Below are 19,944 nucleotides of genomic sequence, written 5' to 3'. Positions count from 1 at the left end.
GCGGCCCGCGGACCGCGGGGCGGGGCGTCACCGGCTGTCCCGGGCGTGCCGGGCGATGTGGCGCAGCGCCTCGGCGAAGTCCTCGGCGACGCGGCGGACGGTGTCGGTGTCGTGCAGGGCGGGCCGGTGGTGCCAGGTGAAGGACAGCCGTCCGGCCTGGACCGCGCCGACCACCTCCAGCGGGTGCGATCCGCTGTCGCGCGGGTCGTGGTCCCGGCCGAAGGAGCCGTGCTCGGCGCGGACGAGTCCGTCCCCGGGCGTTTCCGGGCGGGCGTCCCACTGGCCGAGGTAGTTGAAGACGACCTGGCCGTGGGCCGCCCGACCGAGCCGCTCGCGCACCTCGGGCGGGCCGTAGGTGCGCAGGGCGCCGAAGCCGAGGCCGCCGCCGGGGACGGCGCGCAGCTGGCGGCGCACCGACTTCACCAGGGTCCGCCAGTCCCGGCCGGGGAGCGGTTCCCCCGGTTCGGACACGCGCAGGGCGACCGGGTGGACGGTGGTGAACCAGCCGACGGTGCGGGAGAGGTCCACGTCGTCGAGGACGTCCTCGCGACCGTGTCCCTCCAGGTCCAGTCGGATCTCCTCGCGTCCGGTCCAGCGGGCGAGGGCCAGGGCGAGGGCGGCGAGCAGCACGTCGTTGACGCGGGTGCGGTAGGCGGTCGGCGCGGCGCGCAGCAGGGCCTCGGTGTCCGCCTCGTCCAGTGCGACGCCGAGCACCTCCACGCGGCCGGCCTCGGGTCCGGTGGCGGGTGGGGCCGGGAGCGGGTCGGCGGCCACCGCCCGTTCCCAGTAGGGCAGTTCGTGGTCGAGGGCGCCGGAGGCGACATGCGCGGCGAGGCCTCGGGCCCAGTCGCGGAAGGAGGTGGTGCGCTCGCCGAGGGCGACCGGGCCGCCCCGCAGGGCCTGGCGGTAGGCGGCCTCCAGGTCGTCGCGCAGGATGCGCCAGGAGACGGCGTCCACGACGAGGTGGTGGGCGACCAGGAGGAGGAAGGCGGGCCGGTCGGCGCCGCCGTCGAACAGGGCCGCCCGCAGCAGCGGGCCGCGCGCCAGGTCGAAGCCGGTGTGCAGGTCGTCGGCGGCCTTCTCCATCGCCGCGTCGGCCTCCGCGGGCGTCAGTCCGCCGAGGTCGTGGCGGGGGAGCAGCTGCGCGGGGCCGGTGTCGGAGGGCGGCGGGTTGAACTGCCGCCAGCCGTCCCCGTCGCGGGTGAAGCGCATGCGCAGGGCGTCGTGGTGGTCCAGCAGGGCGGCGAGAGCGGTCTCCAGCGCGGCGGCGTCCGGGGTGGCGTGCAGTTCGACCAGCAGGGACTGGTTGAAGTGCGCGTGGCTGGCGCGCGGCGCGGTCAGGAACCAGTCCTGGATGGGGGTGAGCGGGACCTCGCCGCTCACCGGCCCGTGGTCCCCGGACGGCTCGGGCGCCGCGGCGACGACGGCGGCCAGCTCGGCCACCGTCTGGTGGGTGAACAGGTCGCGGGTGGCCAGGTGCAGTCCGTCGCGCCGCAGCCGGGAGACGACCTGCATGCTCAGGATCGAGTCGCCGCCGAGGTGGAAGAAGTTGTCGTGCGCGCCGACCTCGGGCACGCCGAGGACGTCGGCCCAGATGCGGGCGATGCGCTTCTCGGTGTCGGTGCGCGGGGCCGTGCGCGGTCCGGCGGCCGTGTGCGCGGCGCCGGGTTCGGGCAGGGCGCGCCGGTCGGTCTTGCCGTTCGGGGTGAGCGGCAGCCGCTCCAGCGGGACGAACGCGGAGGGCACCATGTGCGGCGGGAGCAGCCCGGCCAGGTGGTCGCGCAGCTCGGAGGCGGGCGCCTGATCGGGGGCGGCGGGCACGACGTAGGCCACGAGCCGCGCGGAGCCGGAGCCGTCGCCGCCGCGTACGACGACGACCGCGTCCCGCACCCGCGGGTGGCCGCGCAGGGCGTTCTCGATCTCCCCGGGTTCGATGCGGAAGCCGCGCAGCTTGACCTGGTCGTCGGCGCGTCCGGCGAAGCGCAGCCGGCCCTCCGCGTCCCAGCGGGCGAGGTCGCCGGTGCGGTACATCCGCTCGCCGGGTGCGCCGAAGGGGGCGGCGACGAAGCGGGCCGCGGTGAGGCCGGGCCGGCCCAGGTAGCCGCGGGCCAGTCCGGGTCCGGCGACGTACAGCTCGCCGGTGACGCCGGGCGGGACGGGGCGCAGGGCGGCGTCGAGGACGTGGACGCGGGTGGCGCCGGCCGGGCCGCCGATGGGCGGGGCCCCCTCCCCGGGGGCGAGGGGGCCGGTCCAGGTGGCGACGACGGTGGCCTCGGTGGGGCCGTACGAGTTGATCATCCGGCGTCCCGGGGCCCACCGGTCGACCAGGTGGGCCGGGCAGGCCTCGGCGCCGACGATGAGGGTGCGCAGGTGGGGAAGGGCGGCGGCGGTCTCGGGGGCGACCGTGGCCAGGGCGGCCGGCGGGATCAGGGTGTGGCTGATACGCCGTTCGGCGAGGACCTGGGCGAGCCGCTCCCCGACCAGCGGCCCTTCCTCGCCGGTGACCAGGGTGGCGCCGGTGAGCAGGGACACGCACAGCTCCAGCACCGAGGCGTCGAAGCTGGGCGAGGCGAACTGGAGGACCCGGTCGCCGGGGCCCGCGTCGTAGCGCGCGGCGGCTGCCGAGGCGAAGGCGGCGAGGCCCGTGTGGGTGACCACGACGCCCTTGGGGGCGCCGGTGGAGCCGGAGGTGTAGATGGTGTACGCCGGGTGGGCGACGGTCAGCGGCGCGAGGCGGTCGGCGTCCGTGGGGGCGGTGTCCGGGCCGTCCGCCTCCCATACGGCGGCGGGGTCGGCCAGGACCAGCCGGGCGCCCGCGTCGCGGAGCATGAACTCGCGGCGCTGTTCGGGGTAGTCGGGGTCGACGGGCAGGAAGGCCCCGCCGGCCTTGGCCACCGCGAGCTGGGCGACGACCGTTGCGGCGCCGCGGGGCAGGGCCAGCGCCACGATGTCCTCGGGGCCGACCCCCTGGGCGATGAGCCGGTGCGCGAGCCGGTTGGCGGCGCACTCCACGTCCGCGTACGTCAGCTCCCGGCCGCCGGCGTCGGACACGGCGACCGCGTCGGGGGTGCGGGCGGCCTGTCGTTCGAACAGCTCGGGCAGGGTCGCGGGGGCCGCCTCGGGGGCCGTGCCGCGTCCGAGGTCGAGGACGGCCCGCAGGGTCGCGTCGGTGGCGAGCGGCAGGGCGCCCACCGGCCGGTCGGGGTCCTCGGCGACGGCGGTCAGCAGGGTGGTGAGCTGGTCGGCCATGCGGGCGGCGGTGGCCGCCTCGAACAGGTCGGTGTTGTAGGTGACCACGCCGTCCAGGGCGCCGTCGGCGGCCTCGGCGAACTCGAAGGTGAGGTCGAACGCCGCGTGCCGCAGTTCGGTGTCGACGTCGGCGACCTCGACGCCCGGCAGGTCGAGGCCGGCCGCGGGGGCGTTCTGCAGGACGACCATGACCTGGAAGAGGGGGGTGCGGCTGGTGTCGCGGACCGGCTGCACCTCGTCCACCACCCGCTCGAACGGGGCCTCCTGGTGGGCGAAGGCGTCCAGGACGGTGCCGCGCACGTCGGCGAGGAACTCGGGGAACGGCCGGTCCGGTTCGACCCGGGAGCGCAGCACGAGGGTGTTGACGAAGAACCCGACGAGGCCCTGCGTCTCGGCGCGGTCGCGGCCGGAGGTGACCGTGCCGACGGCGATGTCCCGGCCGCCGGTCAGCCGGGCCAGATAGGCCTGGGCGGCGGCGACGAGGGTGGTGAAGAGGGTGGCCTGCCGGTCGCGGCCGACCTGGGCGAGGCGGCGGGCCGTGCGGCCGGGCAGGGTGAACCGCACGGAGGCGCCGTCGTGGGTGCGCACGGGCGGGCGCGGCCGGTCGGTGGGCAGGTTCAGCGTCTGAAGGCCCGCGAGGTGCTCCTTCCAGTGGGCGAGCTGCTCGTCCGTGCCGTGGGCGCGCTGCCAGTGGGCGTAGTCGGCGTACTGCACCCGCAGGGGCGGCAACTTCTCCTTCTCCACGCCCAGTTCGACGCGGTAGAAGTGGGCGAGGTCGCCGGTGAGGACGCCGGTCGACCAGCCGTCGGTGACGATGTGGTGCAGGGTCAGGGTCAGCACGTGCTCGTCGTCGGCGAGCCGGATCAGCCCGGCGTGCAGGAGCGGGCCGCGCCGCAGGTCGAAGGCGCGGGCGCGTTCGGCGGCCAGCAGGGCGTCCAGGCGGGCCGCGCGGGCCTCGTCCGCCAGGGGGGACAGGTCGTGCAGCGGCAGCGGCACGCCGGACGGCGGGTGGACGATCTGCACGCCCCGGCCGTCGACCGTGTCGAAGGTGGTGCGCAGCGCCTCGTGCCGTTCGGCGAGGGCGCCGAGGGCGGCGGTGAGGGCGGCCACGTCGAGCGCGCCGCGCAGCCGCAGGGCCAGCGCGGTGACGTACTCGCCGCTGTTCGGCGCGAACTCCTCCAGGAACCAGAGGCGTTGCTGGGCGTACGACATCGGCGCGGGCGTGTCCCGGGGCACGGGGACGATCGCGGCCGGCGCGTCGCCCCGGTGTTCCTGTCCGGTGAGGAGGGCGGCGAGGGCGGCGGGCGTGGGGTGGGTGAAGACCTCGCGGGGCGACAGCTCGGCGGCGAACGCCTCGGCGAGGCGGGTGGCCAGGCGGATGCTGAGGATGGAGTCGCCGCCCAGTTGGAAGAAGTCGTCCTCCACGCCGGGCCGGTCCACGCCGAGGACGTCGGCGAAGATCTCGGCGGTGCGCCGCTCGGCGTCGGTGCGCGGCTCGGCCGGCGTGCCGCCCGGGGCGGCCGGCTCCGGTGCGGGCAGGGCCGCCCGGTCGACCTTGCCGTTGCGGCTGAGCGGCAGCGCCGGGAGGGCGACGAAGGCGGAGGGGACGAGGTAGTCGGGCAGTGTGCGCCGGGCGAATTCCCGCACCTCGGTGAGGTCGTCGGGGCCGACCACGTAGGCGACCAGGCGCCGGCCGCCGGGGCCGTCGGCGCGGGCCAGCACGGCCACGTCGGCGACGCCGGGGTGGGCGGCGAGGGCGGCCTCGACCTCGCCGGGTTCGACGCGGAAGCCGCGGATCTTCACCTGGTCGTCGGCGCGGCCCAGGAACTCGACCGTGCCGTCGGGGCGGCGGCGGGCGAGGTCGCCGGTGCGGTACATGCGCGCGCCGGGCGGGCCCGCGGGGTCGGCGAGGAAGCGGGCGGCGGTGTCGCCGGGGCGGCCGAGGTAGCCGCGCGCCACGCCCTCGCCGGCGAGGTACAGCTCGCCCGCGCAGCCCGGGGGAACGGGCCGGAGCCGGGCGTCGAGGACGTGGACCCGCATGTCGTCGAGGGGGCGGCCGATGGGCACGGTGTCGGGCACGGCGGCGGCGTCGGCGAGCGGGAAGGAGGTGGCGAAGGTGGTGGTCTCGGTGGGGCCGTAGCCGTCCACCACGGTCAGGCCGGGGCAGGCGGCGAGGACCCGGCGCACGGCCGCGGCGGGCACGACGTCGCCACCGGTCCACACCTGCCGCAGACCGGCGAAGCCGTCCGGCGCGTCCTGGGCCAGCAGCCGGAACAGCCCGGCGGTCAGCCACAGCGCGGTCAGCTCCTCCTCGGCCACCAGCCTCCGCAGCAGCGCGGCGTCCAGGGGCCGTCCGGGCGCGACGACGACGCAGCCGCCGGTGAGCAGCGGCGCCCACACCTCGAAGGTCGCCGCGTCGAACGCGACCGGCGAGTGCAGCAGCACCCGCCCGCACACGCCGTCGGCGAAGCGGCCGTCGGTGGCGAGGGAGGCGACGTCCCGGTGGCGTACGGCGACGGCCTTGGGCTCGCCGGTGGAGCCGGAGGTGAACATCACGTACGCCAGCCGGTCGGGGTCGCCCGGCACGGGGGCGGGGGCGTCCGGCACGGGGGTGCGGGCGGCGGCGACGCCGTCGGCGGTCAGCTCGGCCGTGGCTCCGGCCCGCGCGATCAGGGCCCGGCGGCGTTCCTCGGGGGCGCGGGCGTCCACGGGCACGTACGCGCCGCCCGCCTTGAGGACGGCGAGCTGGGCGACGACGAGTTCGGCGCAGCGGTCCATCGGCAGCGCCACCCGGTCCTCGGGCCGCAGTCCGTCCGCGAGCAGCCGTGAGGCCACAGCGTCCGACCAGGCGTCGAGTCGACGGTAGGTCAGTTCGGTGTCGCCGTCGCGCAGGGCGGGGGCGTCGGGGGTGCGGCGGGCCTGCTCGGCGAAGAGGTCGACGGGGCTGAGCGGGGCCTGCCGGCGGGCGGTGGCGTTCCACTGCGCGAGCAGGGCGCGGTCGGCCTCCGTGAGCGGTTCCAGGCCGGTGACGTCCGCGTCGGTGTCGAGGGCGTCGGCGAGGGCGGTGAGCAGGGTGGTCAGCCGGGCCGCGGCCCGTTCGGCGGTGTCCCGGTCGAACAGGTCGGCGTCGTAGGCGAGATCGAGGCCGAGCCGGTCGCCGAGGTAGGCGCGCAGGCACAGCGGGAAGGTGGGCGCGTCGTCGGCGCGCACGTCCTCGACGCGCACGCCGGTCCTGGCCGTGGCGGACTCGTCCACGGGGTAGTTCTCGAAGACGACCATGCTGTCGAACAGGGCCTCACCGGCGGGGACTTCGCTCAGCGCCTGGATGCGGGGCAGCGCGAGGAAGTCGTACCGGCGGGCGTCGCTGCCGCGTTCCTGCACCCCGCGCAGCCAGGAGACCGCTCCCCCGCCGGTCACCCGGACACGGGTGGGCACGGTGTTGATGAACATGCCGATCATGGTGTCGACGCCCGGCAGTTCGGCGGGCCGCCCGGAGACGGTCGTGCCGAACACGACGTCGTCGCGTCCGCCGTGCCGGGCCAGGAACAGCGCCCACGCGCCCTCGACCACGGTGTTCACCGTGAGCCCGGCCCTTGCCGCCGCCTCCCGCAGGCGGGCCGAGACCCGCTCGTCCAGTTGCCGGCGCACGACGGCGGAGGCGCGGGAGCGGTGCGCCTCGGCGGGCGTGCGGTCGTACGGCAGCGGGGTGCGGGCGGCGAAGCCGGCGAGGGCGTCGGCCCAGTGGGCCTCGGCGGCGTGCTCGTCCTGGTCGTGCAGCCAGCGCAGGAAGTCCGCGAAGGGCCGCCGCACCGGAGCGGGCGCCTCGGGTCCGCCGGTGAGGGCTGCGTAGCGCTCACAGACCTCGGTGAGCAGTTGGCCGGTGCTCCAGCCGTCCAGGATCAGATGGTGGGAGGACCACAGCAGCAGGACCTCGTCGCCGGGGAGCGCGGCGAGGGCGACGCGGGTGAGCGGGGCGGCGGTGAGGTCCATGCCGGCCGCGCGGTCGGCGGCGAGCAGCTCCTCGGTCGCCCGCTCCCGCTCCCGGGGCGTCAGGCACCGCCAGTCCAGGTGGGTGACGGGCAGTTCCACCCGCTCGTGGACGACCTGGACGGGGTGCGGCAGCCCCTGCCAGTGCACGCTGGTGCGCAGGGCCTCCGTGCGGTCGGCGACCTGCTGCCAGGCGGCGGCGAACGCCTCCGGGTCGGCCACGCCGGACAGCCGCACGGCCGTCCGGTCGAAGTAGGCGCCCGCCGTGTCCACCAGGCCGTGGAAGAGCATCCCGGCCTGCAACGGCGTCAGCGGCAGCACGTCCGCCACGCCCCGGCCGTCGCCCACCAGCCGGTCGAGGTCGGCCTGGCCGAGCCCGGCGAGCGGGAAGTCGGACGGGGTGCGTCCGCCCGCGTCCGGCCGGGCGCAGTGGGCGGCGATGTCGCGCAGGGCCGCGCACATCTCCTCGGCCAGCCGGCGGACCGTGGCCTCGTCGTACACGGCCGGGGGGTAGGTCCACCCCAGTTCGAGCCGGCCGTCCTGGACGACGCCGGTGACGTCCAGCAGGTAGGGGCGCGTCTCGCCGGGATCGGTGTCGGAACCGGCCGGGGGCAGGGCGGCTCCGAAGAGGCCCGTCGCGCCGGCGCCCGCGTCCCACTGGCCGTGGTAGTTGAAGCCGACCCGCGGGGCCGGGCCTTCGGCGAGGGGGCTGTCGGGCAGGAGGTGGCGCAGCGCGCCGTGGCTCAGCCCGTGCAGCGGCACCGCGCGCAGCTGTTCCTTGACCGAGCGCAGGGTGTCGTGCCAGCCGGCGTCGGGGGCGACGCGCAGGGCGAGCGGGAACTCGGCGGTGAACCAGCCGACGGTCCGGGACAGGTCCAGGTCGTCGAAGAGGTCCTCGCGGCCGTGTCCCTCGACGCCGACGAGCACGGTGTCGCGCCCGCACCAGCGGGCCAGGGTGCGGCCGAGGGCGCTGAGCAGGACGTCGTTCACCTGCGTGCGGTAGACGTCGGGGACGCGGCGCAGCAGGGCCTCGGTGGTCTCCGGCTCCAGCCGCACGGTGAGGGTGGCGGCCGTGCCGTGGGTGTTGGGCCCGGGCCGTCCGGCGGGCAGGTCCGCGGGTGCGGCGGCGGTGCGCCGCCAGTGGTCGAGGTCGTGGTCGAGGCATCCGGAGCGGGTGTGCCGTTCCAGGCGCTGCGCCCAGTGGCCGTACGCGCTGGTGGCCGGGGGCAGCTCGACGGGGAGCCCGGCCGCGGCGGCGCGGTGGGCGGTCTCCAGGTCGGCGAGCAGGATGCGCCAGGAGACGCCGTCCACGACCAGGTGGTGGGCGGTGACGAGGAGTTGCGACGGCTCGTCGGGGCCGCGGTCGAGGAGCAGGACGCGCAGCACCCGTCCCTCGGCCGGGTCGAGCCCGGCGCGTGCCGCGTCGGCCGCCCGCGCCGCCTCCGCCTCCAGCTCGGGTCCGTGCAGGCCGCGCACGTCGTGGTGGGTGAGGATGCCGTCCGGGGCCTCGGGCAGGACCTCCTGGCGCCAGCCGTCGCCGGTGCGGCGGAAGCGGGTGCGCAGAGCGGGGTGGTGGCGCACGAGGGCGTCCACGGCGGTGCGCAGGGCCGACGGGTCGGCGTCGGGGGCGAGTTCGAGGCGCTGGGTCATGGTGAAGCGCATCGGGTCGCCCTCGCGGCGGCCGTCGAGGTACCAGTGCTGGATCGGCGTGAGCGGGGCCTCGGCGGGCGGGGCCTGGTCCGTGGCGCGGGCGGGGCCGGTCGCGGTGACGCGCAGGGCGAGTTCGGCGACCGTCTGGTGCCGGAAGACGTCCTTGGTGGTCAGCGCCAGCCCGGCCTGGCGGGCCCGGGAGACGATCTGGATGCTGAGGATGGAGTCGCCGCCCAGGGCGAAGAAGTTGTCGCGCGCGCCGACGCGTTCGACGCGCAGTACGTCCGCCCAGATGCCGGCCAGGGTCTCCTCCGCGCCGGGCCGGGGGGCGACGTAGGCCGTGGTGGGGTCGGGCTGCGCGGGCGGGGCGGGCAGGGCGCGCCGGTCGGTCTTGCCGGTGCTGGTGCGCGGGATCCGCTCCAGCGGGACGAACGCCGCCGGGACCATGTGGTCGGGCAGGGTGCGCCGCAGCGCGAGCCGCAGGGCGTCGTGGGACGGGGTGCGGTCGCCGGCGGGCACGAGGTGGGCCACGAGCATCGGGCGGCCGGCGTGTTCCCGCGCGGTCACCACGGCGTCGGCGACCTCGGGGAGGGCGAGCAGCGCGGCCTCCACCTCGCCGGGCTCGATGCGGAAGCCGCGGATCTTGATCTGTTCGTCGGTGCGGCCGAGGAACTCCAGCAGGCCCCGGTCGTCCCAGCGGGCGCGGTCGCCGGTGCGGTACATCCGCTCCCCCGGCGCGCCGAACGGGTCGGCGAGGAAACGCGCGGCGGTCAGGCCGGGGCGGCCCAGGTAGCCGCGGGCCACCTGCGCGCCGGCCAGGTACAGCTCGCCGGGCACGCCGGGCGGCACCGGCCGCAGCGCGCCGTCGAGGACGTAGGCGCGCAGGTTGCGGCCGGGGCGGCCGACGACCGGGCGGTCGGGCCGTTCGGCGCAGCGCCCGTAGGCGGCGTCGACGGTGCACTCGGTGGGCCCGTACATGTTGTACGCGGTGACGCCGAGGCCGGCCGCGGCGCACAGCTCCCGCCAGGCGTCGGCGCCGATGGCCTCGCCGCCGACGAGCAGGACGCGCGGGTGGTGGCGGCCGGGGGCGAGCAGTCCGGCGGCGGTGAGTTCGCGCAGGAACGACGGGGTGACGTTGACGAGGTCCAGGGCGTGGCCGGCGACCTGGGCGCAGAACGCCTCCGGGTCCAGGCGCACGTCCTCGTCGACGAGGTGGACCTCCTGCCCGAGGGCGAGCAGCAGCGGCCCCTCCCAGGACGTGTCGAAGGAGAAGGAGGCGCTGAGCGCGGCGCGCAGCCGCCGCCCGTCGGCGGTGTGCGGGGCGACGAGCCCTTCTCGGTGGTCGTGGCAGAGGTTGACCAGCTGGCGGTGCTCGACCACGACGCCCTTGGGGCGGCCGGTGGAACCGGAGGTGTAGACGATGTACGCGGCGTGGTCCGGGCGCAGCGGGGCCCGCCGGTCGCGGTCGGTCGGGTCGTGGGCGGGAAGCCGGTCCCAGGGCGTGTCGCGCAGGGTGTCCTCGGTGACCACCGTGTGCGGGGCGGCGTCCGCGAGGAGGTGGGCGGCGCGCTCCGCGGGCAGGTCGGGGTCGAGGCTGAGCAGGACGCCGCCCGCCTTGGCGACGGCGAACAGCGTCACCAGCAGGTCGCTGGTGCGGGGCAGCCGTACGGCGACGACGTGCTCGGGGGCCACGCCCAGGGCGATGAGGTGGTGGGCGAGCCGGTTGGCGCGCTCGTTGAGGGCGGCGTAGGTGAGGGTGGCGTCACGGGCGGCCAGGGCGGTGAGGTGCGGGGTGCGGGCGGCCTGCGCCTCGAAGAGCGCCGGGAACGTGGTGTTCTCGACGGTGAGGCGCGGGCCCTGCCAGTCGTGCAGCACCTGGCGGCGCTCGGCGGCGGTCATCAGCTCCAGCGCCCGGCAGTCGCGGTCCGGGTCCTCGGCCGCCGCCTCCAGCAGCAGCCGCAGCCGGGCGGCCAGCCGGCGGATGGTGGCCTCGTCGAACAGGCCGGTGTTGTACTCCAGATGACCGGTGAGGCCGCCGTCGTCCTCCACGAAGTCGAAGGCGAGGTCGAAGGTCGCGTTGCGCACGGGCGGCGTCACCGGCTCGACGTCCAGTCCGGGCAGCTCCGGGGCCCGGACGCCCAGGTTGTGCAGGGCGACCATGACCTGGAACAGCGGGGTGCGGCTGGTGTCGCGCTCGGGCTGGAGGGCGTCGACCAGCCGCTCGAAGGGCACGTCCTGGTGCGCGAACGCCTCCAGCACCGTGGTGCGCGTGCGCTCCAGCAGGTCCCGGAAGGACATGCCGGGGCGCACCCGGTTGCGCAGGACCACGGTGTTCACGAACATGCCGACCACGTCGTGCAGTTCGGGCCGGTCGCGGCCGGCGGTGACGGTGCCGACGGCGACGTCCTCCTGGTCCGCCCAGCGGGAGAGCAGCACCGTGCAGGCGCTCAGCAGGGTCATGTAGAGGGTCGCGTCGGCCTCCCGGCCGCGGGCGCGGAGCCGGTCGGCAAGTGCTGCGGGCAGGGTGAAGGTGTGCAGCGCGCCCTCCCGGCCGCGTACGGCGGGACGCGGCCGGTCGGTGGGCAGTTCCAGCGGGGGCACGCCGTCCAGCGCGGTGCGCCAGTAGGCGAGTTGCTTCTCGACGTGGTCGGCGCGGGAGCGCTGCCAGGCGGCGTGGTCGGCGTACCGCACGGGCAGCGGCGGGAGCTGGGGTGGGCGGCCCTCGTGCGCCGCCGCGTACAGCTCGCCCAGGTCGCGGCCGAGGACGCCGAGCGACCAGCCGTCGGTGACGATGTGGTGGACGGCGAGGAGCAGCGCGTGCTCGTCGGCGGAGAACCGGGCCAGCCGGGCGCGCAGGAGCGGTCCGGCGGCCAGGTCGAAGGGCGTGCCGGCCTCGCGTTCCAGCACCGCGTGGAGGGCGGCGCCCGGGTCGGGGGCCGCGGTGAGGTCGTCCACGGGCAGGTCGACCGGGTGCGGCGGGTGCACCAGCTGCCGTGCCTGGCCGTCCTGTTCGGTGAAGGTGGTGCGCAGCGCCTCGTGCCGGGCGACCAGTCCCTCCAGCGCGGCGCGCAGCGCCGGTTCGTCCAGCGGGCCGCGCAGGCGGAGCACGGACAGGGTGGTGTACTCGGTGCTGCCCGGCTCGAACCGGTCGAGGAACCACAGGCGTTGCTGGGCGTACGACAGCGGGGCCGGGGTCCGCGGCGCGGTGGCGGGGATGGCGTCGGCGGACACGGCTGTCCCGTCCGCCGCGGGTTCGCCGAGCACGGCGGCCAGGGCGGACACGGTGGGGTGGGTGAACAGCAGCCGCGGGGAGACGTCGGGGCCGAAGGCGGCGCGCAGCCGGGCGGTGACGCGGACGGCGAGGATGGAGTCGCCGCCGAGGGCGAAGAAGTCGTCCCCGGCGCTCACCTCGCCCGCGCCGAGCACGTCGGCCCAGGCGGCGGCGACCAGCCGTTCGGCGGGCGTGCGCGGCGGGGTGCGGTCGGCGCCGGCGGCGTAGCCGTCCGGGCCGGGCGCGGGCAGGGCGCGCCGGTCGAGCTTGCCGTTGACGGTGAGCGGCAGCGCGGGCATCGGCACATAGGCGGCGGGCACCATGTGGGCGGGCAGCAGCCGCTCCAGGTGGGCACGCAGCTCGGCCGCCGCGGGCGCCGCGTCGCCGCCGGGGCCGACGACGTGGGCCACGAGCCGGCGGGTGCCGGACGCGTCCTCGAACACGCCGACGGCGGCCTCGGCGACGCCGGGGTGGGTGTGCAGGGCGGCCTCGATCTCGCCGGGCTCGATGCGGTAGCCGCGGATCTTGACCTGGGCGTCGGCGCGGCCCAGGTACTCCAGGGTGCCGTCGGCGCGCCACCTGGCCCGGTCGCCGGTGCGGTACATCCGGCTGCCGGGCCGCCCGAAGGGGTCGGCGAGGAAGCGGGAGGCGGTCAGGCCGGGGCGGCCCAGGTAGCCGCGGGCCAGGCCCTCCCCGGCGACGTACAGCTCGCCGACCGCGCCGGGCGGCACGGGGGCCAGTCCGGCGTCGAGGACGTACACGCGCAGGTCGGGGATGGCCACGCCGATGGGGCTGGCCGGGCCGGTGCGCGCGGTGGCGGCGTCCAGGGGGGCGTGGGTGACGTGCACGGTGGTCTCGGTGATGCCGTACATGTTGACCAGCCGCGGCGCGGTGTCGGGGTGGCGGGCCCACCAGTCGGCGAGGCGGCCGACGTCGAGTGCCTCGCCGCCGAAGACGACCGTGCGCAGCGCCAGCCGGGCGCCGACCTCGGGGTGTTCGGCGTCCGCGCGGATCAGCGGGTAGAAGGCGGACGGCGTCTGGTTGAGGACCGTGACCCGTTCGTCGGCCAGCAGGCGCAGGAAGTCCTCCGGGGAGCGGGCGGTCTCGTCGGGGACGACGACGAGCCGGCCGCCGTGCAGCAGCGGGCCCCACAGCTCCCACACCGAGAAGTCGAAGGCGTAGGAGTGGAACAGCGTCCACACGTCGTCCGCGCCGAAGCCGAACCAGGGGGCGGTGCGGGTGAACAGCCGCACCACGTTGGCGTGCGGGATCACCACGCCCTTGGGGCGGCCGGTGGAGCCGGAGGTGTAGATGGCGTAGGCGGGGCTCTCCGGCAGCGGGCGGCGGGCCGGTCCGGGGCCGCCGGCCGGGCGCCGGTCGAGGTCGGCGCGGACGCCGGGGTCGTCCAGGAGCAGCACCGGCACGTCGGTGCCGTCGGCGAGCGCGGCCGTGCCGGTGGTGGTCACCAGCGTCACGGGGGCGGCGTCGGCGAGCAGGTGGGCGACGCGTTCGGCCGGTGAGTTGGGGTCGACGGGCAGATAGGCCGCGCCCGTCTTCAGGACCGCGAGGATCGCGACGACCTGGTCGGTGGAGCGGGGCAGGGCCAGGGCGACGAATCGCTCGGGGGCGGCCCCGAGTTCGGCGAGGCGGTGGGCGAGCCGGCCGGCGCGGGCGTCGAGCGTGGCGTAGTCGAGGCGGTCGGCGTCGCAGGTGACGGCGATCGCGTCGGGGGTGCGGGCGGCCTGCGCCTCGAACAGGTCGACGAGGGTCTCGTCGGGGCGGCCCTCCTGGGCGCCGTTCCAGTCGGCGAGCATCCGCCGCCGTTCCTCGGCGGTCGTCCAGGCGAGGGCGCGCAAGGGCCGGCCGGGGTGGTCGGCGATCTCGGTGAGCAGCAGGCAGAGCCGGCCGGCGAGCGCGCGGACGGTGCCGGCGTCGAACAGGGCGGGGTCGTAGGCGAGGTCGAAGCCGAGGCGTTCGCCGTGGTAGGCGCGCAGCACGAGCGGGTAGTTGGTGGCGTCGCGGGAGGCCACCTCCGTCAGGCGGATCCCGGAGCCGGCCGCGCGGGCCTCGTCGAAGGGGTAGTTCTCGAAGGCGACCATGCTGTGGAAGAGCGGGCTGCCGGAGGGCACGTCGGTCAGCTGCGTCAGCTCCGCCAGCGACACGGCGGCGAACCGTCTGGACTCGGCCTGCGCGTCCTGGAGTTCGCGCAGCCACTCGGCGGCCGTGCGCCGGGCGTCCACGCGGACCCGGGTGGGCACGGTGTTGATGAACATGCCCACCATCGACTCGACGCCGGGCAGGTCGTCGGGGCGGCCGGAGACGGTGGCGCCGAAGACCACGTCGGGTTCGGCGGCGTAGCGGGACAGCAGCAGCGCCCACGCGCCCTGCACGACCGTGTTGAGGGTGAGCCCGGCGTCGCGTGCGGTGCGCGCGAGCCGCGCCGACGCCTCCTCGCCCAGCCCGGCGACATGGACGTCCGCCGAGCGGGCCCGGTGCGCCTCGCGCAGCGGGCGGTCGACGGGCAGCGGGGTGGGCTCGGCGAAGCCGGCGAGGACGTCGCGCCAGTGGGCGCGGGCCGCGTCGGCGTCCTGGTCGGCCAGCCAGCGCACGTAGTCGCCGAAGGGCCGCCGCACGGGCGGGCGGGGCTCGGCGCCGGCGGTGAGCGCGGCGTACTCCTCGAACACCTCGGTCAGCACCTGGGCCAGGCTCCAGCCGTCCAGGATCAGATGGTGGGAGGTCCACAGCAGGTGCAGCCGCGCGTCGGGCAGCCGGACCAGTGTCAGCCGCGTCAGCGGCGCGGCGGCGAGGTCGATGCCGCGGGCGAGGTCCTGCGCGCGCAGCCGGTCGAACCGTTCGGCGCGCTCCTGTTCGCCGAGGTCGCGCCAGTCCAGGTGGGTGACGGGGACGCGGACCTCCCGGCGCACGATCTGCAGCGGCGCGGGCACGTCCTCCCACACCACGCAGGTCCGCAGGGCGGGCGTGCGGTCGGCGACCCGCTGCCAGGCCGCGGCGAGGGCGTGCGGGTCGGCGACGCCGTCGAGCAGCAGCGCGGCCTGGTCGACGTAGACGTCGTCGGGGCCGCCGACCAGCCGGTGGAACAGCATGCCCTCCTGGAGCGGCGTCAGCGGCAGGACGTCCTCCACGTCCCGTCCATCGCCGACGAGCCGGTCGACGGCGGCCTGGTCGAGGCGGGCCAGCGGGAAGTCGGAGGGGGTGCGTCCGCCGGCGCCGGGGCGGGCGCAGTGCTCGGCGATCGCGGCGAGCGCGCGGGTCATGCCGTCGGCGAGGGTGCGCACGGTGCCGTCGTCGTGGACGGTGTCGCTGTAGTGCCAGGTGATCTCCAGCTCGCCGCCCGCGACGACGGCGGAGACGTCGAGCAGGTGGTCCAGCGGTTCGTCGGCGGCGATGTCGCGGCCGGGGACGGCGCCCGCCGGGGCGAAGTCGTGTCCCTCGCCGGCCTCCCACTGGCCGTGGTAGTTGAAGGAGACCTGCGGCAGCGGGAGGTCGCGCAGGGCGCGGGCGGCCGGGTCGGGCGAGCCGAGGCGGGCCAGGGCCTCGTGGCTCAGGCCGTGCCGGGGCACCGCGCGCAGCCGCTCCTTGACCGCCTTGAGGGTGGCGCCCCAGTCGGGCGCGCCGGCCGGCCCGGCCGGGGCGAGGGTGACGGGGTACTGGCTGGTGAACCAGCCCACCGTGCGGGACAGGTCGAGCGCCTCGTCCTCGCGGCCGTGGCCCTCCAGGGCGACGGTCACGCGGTCGGTCCCGGCCCAGTCGGCGAGGACCCGGCCGAGCGCGCTGAGCAGCACGTCGTTGACCTGTGTGCGGTAGGCGGCGGGGACCCGGCGCAGCAGGGCCTCGGTGGTGGCGCGGTCGACGCGGGTGCGGACGGTGCGCACCGATCCGGCGAGCGGGACGCCGGGGCGGTCGACCGGCAGCGGGATGCGGGGCTCGGCGGCCTCACGCGTCCAGTACGGCAGGTCGGCGTCCAGCTCGCCGGCCCGTACCCGCCGGGAGAGGTGCGCGGCCCAGTCGGCGAACGGGGCGGGGACCGGGTCCAGTCGGACGGGTTCGCCCTGGGCGGCCTGCCGGTAGGCCTGTTCGAGGTCGGCGAGGAGGATGCGCCAGGAGACGCTGTCCACGGCCAAGTGGTGGGCGGCGACGAATAGTTGCGAGCGTTCGCCGGGCGGGGGCTGGAGCAGGGCGGCGCGGAACAGGGCGCCGGTGGCCGGGTCGAGGGCGGCGCGGGCGGCCTCGGCGGCCTGCTCGCGGGCGGCCTCGGCGTCGCCGGCGCGGGCGAGGTCGTGGCGGGTGAGCAGGCCGGTGGCGGGTCCGTCGCCGGGGTGCTGCTCCCAGGCGTCCCCGGTGCGGACGTAACGGGTGCGCAGCGCGGGATGGCGGACGGCCAGGGCCTCCAGGGCGCGCTCCAGCGCCGGCTCGTCGAGGTCGTGGGGCAGGTCGAGCAGCATCGACATGGAGAAGTGGCGCAGCGGGCCGTGCGCGGCGAAGAACCACTCCTGGATCGGCGTCAGCGGGACGGGCCCCTGGGCGCGCGGCAGGCTCGGCGCGGGGACGTCCGCGGTGCGGCCGGAAGCGGCGGCGGCGAGGTCGGCGACGGTCTGGTGGCGGAAGACGTCCCGCGAGGTCAGGCGGAGGCCGGCCGCGCGGGCGCGGGAGACGGCCTGGATGCTCAGGATCGAGTCGCCGCCCAGCTCGAAGAAGTTGTCGGTGACGCCGACCCGGGGCACGCCCAGCACGTCCGCCCAGATGCCCGCGAGGGCCTCCTCCTGCGGGGTGCGCGGGGCGACGAACTCCCGGTCCCGCTCGCCGCCCCCGAAGTCGGGCGCGGGCAGGGCACGCCGGTCGACCTTGCCGCTGACGGTCATCGGCAGGGCGTCGAGCACGGTGAACGACGACGGAGTCATGTGGTCGGGCAGCACCCGCCGGCAGGCCGCCCGGACCGCGCCCACGTCCAGGCGCCCGGCGCCCGGGGCGGGTACGAGGTGGGCGGCCAGGCGGGTGTGGCCGTGCGGGTCGGCGACCGCGACGACCGCGGCGGCGGCGACCTCCGGCAGGTCGGTCAGCACCGCCTCCACCTCGCCGGGCTCGATGCGGTGGCCGCGCACCTTGACCTGGTCGTCGACGCGGCCGAGGTAGTCGAGCCGGCCGTCGGCGCTCCAGCGGGCCAGGTCGCCGGTGCGGTACATGCGGGAGCCGGGCGGGCCGAACGGGTCGGCGAGGAAGCGGGCGGCGGTCGGGCCGGGCCGGCCCGCGTAGCCGCGGGCCAGCTGCGCGCCCGCGAGGTAGAGCTCGCCGCCGACTCCGGGCGGCACGGGCCGCAGCCGGTCGTCCAGGACGTAGGCGCGGACGTTGGCCAGCGGCCGGCCCACGCTCGGCCGGCCGTCGCCCTCGATCCGGCACGCCAGCGCGTCGACCGTGCACTCGGTGGGGCCGTAGAAGTTGTAGGCGGCCACGTCCGGCAGCGCGGCCAGTTCCCGCCACAGCCCCGGTCCCACGGCCTCGCCGCCGAGCATCAGGACCCGGGGCCGGTGGCGCGGGTCGGTGAGCAGCCCGGCGGGCAGCAGCTGGCGCAGATACGTCGGGGTGAGGTCGAGGAAGTCGACGCGGTGCTCCACGACGTACTCGACGAGGGCGGCGGCGTCCAGCCGGGTCGTCTCGTCGACCAAGTGCAGCGGGTGGCCGTCGGCCATCAGCAGCACGCCCTCCAGCGAGGTGTCGAAGGAGAACGACGCCGTCAGCGCCACCCGCAGCGGCCCGCCGCCCGCCTCGGCGACGAACCCGGCGCGGTGGCCGGCCAGCAGGTTCGCCGCGGCCCGGTGCGTCACGGCGACGCCCTTGGGGCGGCCGGTGGAGCCGGAGGTGTAGATGACGTAGGCGGTGGTGTCGGGGTCGGGCGGCGCGAGCGGGCCCGCGCCGGTCGCGGGGGCGGCGGTCGCCTCGCGCAGCGCGGTCTCGTCCAGGACGAGGGCGGGCCGGGCGTCGGCGAGCAGGAACCGGACGCGCTCCTCGGGCAGCGCGGGGTCGAGCGGGAGGTAGCCGGCGCCCGCCTTCCACACGGCGAGGATCGCCACGACCATGTCGGCGGTGCGCGGCAGTCGCAGCGCGACCAGCCGTTCGGGGCCGGCGCCCTGCGCGGCGAGACGCCGGGCGAGGCGGTCGGCGCGGGCGTCGAGCGTGGCGTAGTCCAGGCGGTCGTCCCCGGCGACCAGGGCGGTGGCCCCCGGGGTGCGGGCGGCCCGGCGGGCGAACAGCTCGGGAACGGTCTCGTCGGGGACGGGCAGGTCGGTGGCGTTCCAGTCGCGCGTCACCTGCTCCAGCTGCCGCGGCGACAGCAGGGGCAGCGCGCCCAGCGGCCGGTCCGGTTCCGTCGCGGCGGCGTCCAGCAGGCGCAGCAGCTGGTCGGCCATGCGGGCGGCCGTGTCCGCGTCGAACAGGTCGGTGCGGTACTCCAGCAGGCCGGTGAGGCCCTCGCCGTCCGGGACGAACTCGACGCTCAGGTCGAAGGTGGCGGCCCGGCGGGGCACGGCGACCGGGGCGGTGGCCAGGCCCCGCGGGTCGGGGGCGGCCGGGGGCGCCGGGTGCAGCAGGACCATCACGTCGAACAGGGGGTTGCGGCCGGCCTCGCGGCTCGCGCCGACGGCCTCCACGAGCCGCTCGAACGGCGTGTCGCCGTGCGCGAAGGCGTCGTTGACGGTGTCGCCCGCGGCGTCGAGCAGGTCGCGGAAGGAGCCGGCGGTGTCCACGCGGGTGCGCAGCACGACGGTGTTGACGAAGAAGCCGACGGCGCGTTCGAGGTCGGTCCGGCCGCGGCCCGGGGTGAGCGAGCCGACGGTGATGTCGTCCTGGCCCGACCAGCGGGCCAGCAGGGCCTGGGAGGCGGCGACGAGGGCGGCGAACAGGGTGGTGTGCCGCTCGGCCGCGAGGTGCTTCAGGCGGGCCGTGGTGGCGGCGGGGACGGTGAAGGCGTGCACCGCGCCCGCGCCGGACTCCTCACCGCCGCGCGGCCGGTCCAGCGGCAGCTCGGGCGCCACCGCACCCGCCAGCCGCTCCTTCCAGTGGGCGATCTCGCGCTCCAGCCGGTCGCCGGAGAGCTGCTCTCGCTGCCAGACGGCGAAGTCCGGGTACTGCGTCGCCACCGGCGCGAGCGCGGGCTCGGCGCCCTGTGCCAGGGCGTCGTAGGCGGTGCACAGCTCCTCCAGGAGCACGCCCATCGACCACCCGTCGGTGACGATGTGATGGGCGGTCAGCAGCAGGACGTGCGCCCGGTCCGACTCGCGCAGCAGCAGGGCGCGCAGCAGGGGCCCGGTGCGCAGGTCGAAGGGGCGCTCGTACTCGGCGGTCAGGGCGGCGTCGAGGGCGGTCGCGTCGCCGGGCGCGGGGAGGTCGCGGACCGGCAGCGGGAGCGGTCCGGCCGGGCGGACGGTCTGCACGGGTCTGCCGTCGGCCTCGTCGAACGTGGTGCGCAGCGCCTCGTGCCGGGCCGCCACCAGCTCCAGCGCGGCGGTCAGGGCGTCGTGGTCGAGGGCGCCGGTGAGGCGGAGGGCGACGGCGCTGTTGTAGCGGGGGTCGCCGGGCCGCAGCCGGTCCAGGAACCACAGCCGCTGCTGGGCGAAGGACAGCGGCAGCGGCCGGGTGCGGTCGGCGCGCGGTATGCCCCGGCGGGCGGCGGCCTTGGCGGCACGGCCGGCCAGTCGGCGGCGCAGCTCTTCCTGGAGGTCCTGCGGCAGGGCCTGGGCGCGGTCTCGCTTCGAAGACGTCATGGGGTTGTCGGT

Annotated in this window: 1 protein-coding gene; it reads right to left on the bottom strand. The window is 77.0% G+C overall.

Annotation, left to right across the window (positions count from 1 at the left end; genetic code table 11):
• Window positions 1-27: 27 nt before the first annotated feature.
• Window positions 28-19,932: a non-ribosomal peptide synthase/polyketide synthase gene (locus tag ACZ6KF_RS11165; protein WP_469238186.1), complete on the bottom strand. Its 19,905-nt coding sequence runs from the start codon at window positions 19,930-19,932 to the stop codon at window positions 28-30.
• Window positions 19,933-19,944 lie beyond the last annotated feature (12 nt).

It is taken from the genome of Streptomyces sp. NPDC046379, assembly GCF_055587785.1.
Note: the sequence above shows the minus strand (reverse complement) of the source record. Positions and strands in the feature narration are given on the sequence as shown.

Bases quoted from the DNA above. Each gene is read 5' to 3' on its own strand.
- ACZ6KF_RS11165 (WP_469238186.1), bottom strand. From the start codon at position 19,932: ATGACGTCTTCGAAGCGAGACCGCGCCCAGGCCCTGCCGCAGGACCTC.